General features: G+C 63.3%; 4 protein-coding genes and 1 tRNA gene. 1 reads left to right on the top strand and 4 read right to left on the bottom strand.

Translation table 11 applies throughout. The annotated features are described in order from the left end of the window. Positions 1 to 105: 105 nt before the first annotated feature. Positions 106 to 1,149: a TAXI family TRAP transporter solute-binding subunit gene (locus tag ACK41X_RS05245; protein ID WP_409719981.1), complete on the bottom strand. Its 1,044-nt coding sequence runs from the start codon at positions 1,147 to 1,149 to the stop codon at positions 106 to 108. A gap of 803 nt (positions 1,150 to 1,952) precedes the next feature. On the opposite strand from ACK41X_RS05245, the gene ACK41X_RS05250 reads away from it, so the two are divergent. Further along, positions 1,953 to 2,028 (top strand) — tRNA-Lys (locus ACK41X_RS05250). 139 nt (positions 2,029 to 2,167) lie between these two features. Here the strand turns inward: ACK41X_RS05250 and ACK41X_RS05255 are convergent. The 3 genes from ACK41X_RS05255 to ACK41X_RS05265 form a co-directional block, all read right to left on the bottom strand. Next, entirely contained in the window at positions 2,168 to 3,988 is a 1,821-nt protein-coding gene (locus tag ACK41X_RS05255) for a CocE/NonD family hydrolase (protein ID WP_409719983.1), read from the bottom strand. Further along, on the bottom strand, positions 3,985 to 6,120 hold the full coding sequence (locus ACK41X_RS05260; RefSeq protein ID WP_409719985.1) for a hydantoinase B/oxoprolinase family protein: 2,136 nt from the start codon (positions 6,118 to 6,120) through the stop codon (positions 3,985 to 3,987). Before ACK41X_RS05260 ends, ACK41X_RS05255 begins: the two co-directional genes overlap by 4 nt. Next, a partial coding sequence (locus ACK41X_RS05265) for a hydantoinase/oxoprolinase family protein (RefSeq protein ID WP_409719987.1) occupies positions 6,117 to 6,952 on the bottom strand: 836 nt, incomplete at its 5' end. The genes ACK41X_RS05265 and ACK41X_RS05260, both read right to left, overlap by 4 nt.

Consider the following 6,952-nt stretch of genomic DNA (forward strand, 5'->3'; position numbering starts at 1 on the left):
GGAAGGCTGCGCCGCCGTTCGTTCCCTCGCGCCGGATGCGACAAGAGCGAGGGAATGCGCCTGCCCGCGCATCCGCCTCGCCCCCGCAGTGTCGTCAGTCAGCAATCAGCTGCCGCTGGCTGCGATCTTCCACTTGTCGTTCCAAGCGTTGTGTTCCTTGAGGAACTTGGCAAGGCCGGCATGGACCGGAATGTCGGGATTGGCATTGATACCGGCCACCTGCATTCCGACAAAGTCCTTGGCGAGCGGCGTGAAGCCGGCGTCCTGCTTCGCCAGCGCATCCCGATTCTTGTAGAATGCGCTGAGCAGCCTGTAGACCACATCCTCGGGCATATCCGCGCGCATGTTATAGGCGAACAGGATCGGCACTCCCTGGATGTTCTGTACGCCGACATCCTTGGCAAACACCTTCGGGCTGACATCGGTGATCGATAGGCCGGCGGCCTTCAATTTTTCGATCTCGTCCGGGCATGGATTGACGATGGTTACATCCATGCGGACCTCGGTCTCCTTCCAGTACGGCGCGAGCGAAGCGCCCGAGGTGGTGTAGGCCACAGAGGCTGCGATCGTGCCGCCCTTCAGCGCGTCGGACTGTGTCTTCGGATCGATCTGGACATGCTTGAAGTCGTAACCCAGCGCCTTGTACATGCGCTGGAAATTCAGCCAGTTCATAAAGCCGGCCGGCGTGAAAAAGGTCGGCTTTCCGGACAGATCCTTCAGGCATTTGAATTGTGCCGCCTTGTCGGCAGGCACTGCCATGAAGGATTCCATCGGATAAGCATACCAAGTGTGAACGAGCTTGCCCTTGCCCGGTGTATAGTTCTTGAAACCGCCCTCGCCGGCATAGAGCTGGGTCATGCCGACATCGGCGGTGTAGCCGATCTCGCCATTGCCATCCATTGCAGCCTTCATCGCCGCCGTCGTCGCGGGGTAGGGGTTGACGGTCACGGTATATTCGCCGCCGAGCGCCTCTTCGGCGATTTTGGTCATCGCGGCAGCGACCTTGTAGCCATACGAGTCGACGCTCGACGTGGACCAGCGGATCGACTTGCGCTCCTGCGACTGAGCCGGAACGGCCGTCGCCATGATGGCCGCTGCGAATCCGGCCGCCGAAAGCGCCAGCCAATGCCTGGGTTTCATCTGCTGCATTGCGTTTCTCCCTGTCTGTTTATCGTTCCGGTGATCCGGTTTCTTATTGTTCCGGTTGCCCGGCGTGCCGGAGTTCCTCCGGTGATTGGACAAGTGTAGCCGAGAAAGCCGCCGAGGCGCAAAAGCCGAGGTTGAGGTGGCAATTCGCCGCGTATCGCGCGGCGGTCTCGGCTCGAACCTGTCCGATATTTAAGTTGAAGCACGGTCTGCGAGCGCTTTACTTAACGTGAGTTTCAGGTGTCGAACCGCGGCCCTCGGGAGTTCTGGGGGCGCGGGCAATACCGGCGCGCAGGGCGAGCTCAAGCCGCATGGCGACCGGCCAGTATGCAAACAAGGGCGTGTGACATAAGGGCATGTGAACATGCGGGCGCTCTGAGCAAGGGGATTTTGAGCAAAAGCGCGCTCTGAGCTACGGAAGCGGCGGTCATTCAAGCCCCCCAGCCCCCACCGATCGCCGCCTAACCGGAGGCCGCCGGGTTCCCCCGCCCGGCGGCCTTTCTATTTTGTGCCCTGCGGCGCGGGCCGGTAGCCTCCGGTGGCGGCTTGCCGAACCGTGCCGACGCAGCGTCAGGTGTCTGCCGCCCTATCATAAGCGCGCTTGAGCCAAGGCGGGTCAGGCGAGCGCTGGCCAGGCCGACGGCCGGTACCCTGGCCGGTTCTGTCGGAAGGGCTGTCGACAGCCGTACCCCGCGTCACAAAGAGCGCTCGAAGGATATTAAGGAGCGGGCGATGGCGTTGCTGGACAGCGCGGGGCGGCTTTGCTAAACGAGCCCCGCTTTCGCCTGACGGCGAGTAAGTGGCCCGGGTGTATAGCTCAGTTGGTAGAGCAGCTGACTCTTAATCAGCGGGTCCAAGGTTCGAATCCTTGTACACCCACCAATCTTAGGAAGTTCGTCACAATTCGCGCAACCGCGCGACGTCCCGTTTTCCGGCAGGGGCGCCGCAGCTCCTCACGTCAAGAGCTGCCGCGCGGACCGCGGCTGCCCTGAATGGCAGCCAGATCGCTGCTTGCGGCTGGTCAGCGGGGCTGCGGATTTTCGCTGACAGGAATCACCGGCAGCAGCAGATGCGAGGGGTGCCGCGCGTCGTGATGCACCTTGTGCAGCACGGTGCGGCTCGAACAGATGTGATAGGGGATATATTCCACGTTGGTGGCGCCGCCGACGCCGGTCGGCACGTCGAGGCTGGTAATGTCGAGGCAGATGCGATGCCCGGCCTTGAACATATTTGCGGTCGCCATCAGCTCGATCTGATATTCGGTGACTTGGCCCGGCACGACCGGCTTTTTCGCGGCGCGGGTCAGCTTGTGCCAGGGTTTCCAGGGCTTTGATCGCTTCGGATCGAGTTCGCGCATCGAGGCTTTCAGCCAGCCGCGAGTAAGTTCGCGCTCGGGCAGATCGCGCGGCACGTTGCGCTCGCCCTCGCGCGCGGTGCGCACGGACACATCGGGGCCGACATCGCTCAGCACCACGATCCAGTTGGTGTCGTCCTGATCGATCTCGGCGAACAGGGTGAGGACGATCGGGCCGGCGATCAGCGTGTCTTGCGGCAGCGGCTCGCTCATATAGCGCAGGCGCTGCACCTCGGTGGTCTGGGTGAGCGGCATCTGCACGAAGGCGTCGGGCGCGAGCCGCCCGTCGGTGCTCGACGGAAGGAAGGGCTGCGGCCGCAGCCGTCCCCAGCTCGAAAGATAGAGCTTGGTCCATTGCGTCTCGGGCAGCGGCCAGTCCTGGCCGTACCGCCATTCATTCGCGCCCATGACCCAGTATTTCACCGGGGGCTCGTCCATGATGCCGGTGTCGATGCCCTTCAGCCAATGGTCGTACCAGCGCAAGATCTCCTGATGAAAGGACCGGAAGGGCCGTTCCAGATGCGAGGGTCCGCCGAAAGCGAGCTTCTTCGGCACGTCGATATTGCGGAACCAGTTCTGCGCGCCGTTCAGATGCGTCTTGTAGCCGTAGGCGTACCAGCCCGAGCCGGTATAGGCGGGAATCTTGATCTTCCCGAAATCGGCTTCCGCCTTCTCGACAATCTCCTCCTTGTCATAGGGATGAATGAGAAAGTCGAAGATCGCGGGTAGATGCTGACCCTTCTGGGTCAGGATGTTGTAGACATGCGGATAGATCTTGAAGTCGGGATTGGCCATTGCCTCGCGCCAGAGCGCCTCACGCTCCGGAGGCAATGCGCCGGGCTGGCCCTTGTTCTGGTGGGCGACCAGATTGATCGACAGGAGATAGCGGAAGAGATGCAGCACGCCGCCGTGATATTCCTCGCGGAAGCTGCCGAGGGTGCCGTAGGCGCCGCGCGGGTCGAACGGAAAAATCGCCTTGAGCGCCGGCGGCTGTTGCTTTGCGACATTGAATTGTTCGGCGCCGAATCCGGAGATGCCGATCATACCGACATTGCCGTCGCACCAAGGCTGCTTGGCGATCCATTCAATCAGATCGTAGCTGTCGAATTCGCGTGAGCCGCCGCTTTCGGACTTGCCGATACCGCGTGGCGCACCGATGACATGGATATAGCCGCGCGAGGTGAGAAAGCGCGTGTCGCCAGCTTCCAGCCAGCCGGTCCAGAGCGGCGCCCATGACGGCTGCGGCGTCAGCGCCTCGGCGACATCCGGTCCCTGCAAATCCTTGTTGTAGATGGCGAAGGCGAGCAGCGCCGGAAGCTTCGTCTTGGTTTCGGGTCGGTAGATGTCGACCGACAGATGCACGCCATCGCGCATCGGCACCCTGACGTCGCGTTCTTCGATGAATCCGTCGAAGTCCGGCGGCCGGTCATATTGTGTCGGCAAATCGTCGCCGGCCGCGGTCAGGAATGGATTAGGCACATTGTTCATGCGGCCAGTTCCGGCAGGGTCTTGAGGTCGAGGACGAGATCGTCGGCCGGCGGCTCGCCCTTGCGATGGAAGTCGACCGCAAGCTGCGTCCCGCTCGCCGGGCAGTAATGCACCGTGCAGCACAAATCGGCATGCAGGTCGATGCGGTATCGTTCCGGGAGCGTTTCGAAGGTGACGGATTTTGCGCCCTTGCGCCACGCGGTCGAGTTGGTCGCAAGGATGTAGCCGGCGCGGCTCACGACATGGGTGCCGCGTTCGTCTTGCACCACGAACAGGCCCTCGCTCAGGGACGCGACCGGCTGTGCGGCGCTGCGTTTGGCCGGATCGGTATCGAAATTGCCGACCCTGGCCTTGCGGATCGCTTCGCGCTGCCGCTCGGTCGCGGCCTCGTCGGCGCCCTTGCCATTCACCACGACGCCGTAGATTTCACGCGCGGTCTCCACGCTGACGGCGCCGGATGCGACATCGCGTGCGACGTCCGCTGCCTCGCGCTCCAGCGGATCGCCCCAGCCGCCGCCGCCCTGCCAGATCACCGAGAAGACATCGCGATTGGTCATCGGCATCAGGCCTGGCTTTGGGCCGAAGCGCTCCCATCTGCCGCCATCATTGAGCAGCCCGCCCTCGATCGCGCCCCAGCCCATCGACTGCACCACGGTCGAGCCCGGCCAGCCGCCGGAAAGACCGGCCGTGTTCGGCGACTCCGCGCCATGGGTCATGATCAGGGCCATCGCCTTCTCGATGCCGCCAAGCGTCAGTGCAACCTCGGCGGACAGACCGCCGCGGAATTTGCCGGCGCCGCCGGTATCGGGCGTGAGTTTGCGATGCAGATAGAACAGCGGCACCACCTGCTCGTTGCGCTCGACATCGGCAATACAGGAGACCGGCGAGGTGATCGGGCCGCCCGCATCGATGCCGTCCTTGCTGGCAAAAGCGCCGGAACCCGCGGCCAGGGGGTCCATCAGATGCAGCCCGAACGGCTCGCCATATTGATTGATGCCGCCGAGATTGAAGGTCGCCATGCAGCCGTCGCTGATGCATTGGGCGCGATGCCGGTACTTCGGCGAGGTCGCGAGCAGCTTGTTCAGCGCCGCCATTACCGCATTGCTGACCGACCAGATGGACTCGACCGTCGCCGAGCCGACCGGAGCGGGGAATTGCGCGGTGCAGATCAGCCCATCCGGCGCCACGATCTCGACCGGATCGAGCAGACCCTGATTCCACTGGATGTCGAAGCCGAGCGTCGTGAGAATGCCGCCGGCGCAGCCGCCAACAAGGCCGGAGCGGGTCGCGTTTATGAAGCCCGGCGCCTGCCTGCTCGAGCCCGAGAAGTCGAGCGTCAGCGTATCGCCCTTCTTTGTCGCCTTGCAGTCGATCTTGTAAAGAATGTTCTGGTGGCCGTCATGCTCGATGAAGTCGGCGGCATGCACGGTGCCGTCCGGCAACTCCTTGAGGCGGGCGCGCAACCGCGCCTCGGACGAGGCGATCATGCGGCGCATCACCTCGGTCACGACCTTCGCGCCATAGCGCTCGACCAGTTCGCCGACCCTGCGGTTCGCCACATTCACGGTGGCGATGAAGGCGCGGATATCGAGTCCGAGCTGATCGGGCAGGCGCGATGCCGTGACGATCATCTCCAGCACGTCTTCGCGGATTTCGCCCTGGTCGACGAGCTTCACGCAGGGGATGCGGATGCCTTCCTGCCAGACTTCCTTCGCCTTCGGGCACCAGCTCGCGAAATCCATGCCGCCGACATCGGTTTCATGAGCTTCCACCCCGGCCCAGGCGATGATTTCGTCCCCCGCATAGATCGGGCCGATCATCTGCACGTCGTTCTGGTGCAGAGCCCCGATATAGGGATCGTTGCCGATGAAGATGTCGCCCCTTTTCACCTTGAGCTGCGGTTTGCCGTTGATATGCCGGATGACCTGGCCGCAGACCGGGGCCTGGAACGACACCTGGAAGCCCATCGACACCACGGCGCCATTCGGCAGGAACAGGCCGGTGAAAAAGTCCGATGCCTCGGTGACGGTCGGCGATCCGGAGACGGCTTGCAGTGCGATCCGCATCTCTTCGGAAATCGCGACAAGGCGATTGCGGATAACCTCGAATGTAACAGCGCCGATCTCGCTCATTGTGCGAGCCTCACATGAATGTTGCCGAAGCGATCGGACTTTGCATTTGCTCCCGGCGGAACGACCACGCTCTGGCCGGGAAACTCGATGATGGCCGGGCCTTGTGCGGCTTCTCCCTCTTTCGGGAATGAGGTGCGGTAGATCGCGGTGTCGACGGAGCGCCGGGCCTCGCGGAATACCACGGGCCGCGTGCCGCGCGGCTCGAAGCGCTCGCCCTTGGTGGCGAGCGCCGGCGGCGGCAGGGCGCCGGTACCCATCGCGCGGATCGAGATCAGTTCATAGCCGGCATTCGAGAACGCCGCGCCGCGGCCGAACAGCGTCTCGTATTGCTGTTCGAATGTCGCCGCGACGGTGCGGAACGTGTCGATTGTGAAGTCGTCGCCCTCGAATCCAATGTCGAGATGATTGGTCTGGCCGCGGAACTTGATGGCAATGAACGTTTCGATCTTGATGCCGCCTTTCGGCCCGGCCAGCGCGAGATTGGCCTTCACCTCCTGAACCGCCGATTGCAGTGCAGCGGTCACATGCGCAAGCTGGACTGCGGTGGGTATCGCGCCAGGCGAGATGCGCGCATAGGCCGGACGCTCAGCCGTGAAGCCGAGATCGGAATTGCCGGTGCCGTAGGCGGATTCGGCGGTCGCCGCAGCGGGCACGATGAAACTGTTGAGCCCCAACTCCTCGCTCAGCACCCAGGCATGCGACGGGCCAGCGCCGCCATTGGCCAGCAGCGTGAAGTCGCGCGGATCGTAGCCGCGTTCGATGGTCATGCGGCGCAACAGATCGGCCATCTTGCTGTCGAGAATCTGGCGGATCGCCCAGGCCGCCTCGGTCA

The sequence above is a fragment of the Pseudorhodoplanes sp. genome (assembly GCF_046289595.1).
Classification (GTDB): domain Bacteria; phylum Pseudomonadota; class Alphaproteobacteria; order Rhizobiales; family Xanthobacteraceae; genus Pseudorhodoplanes.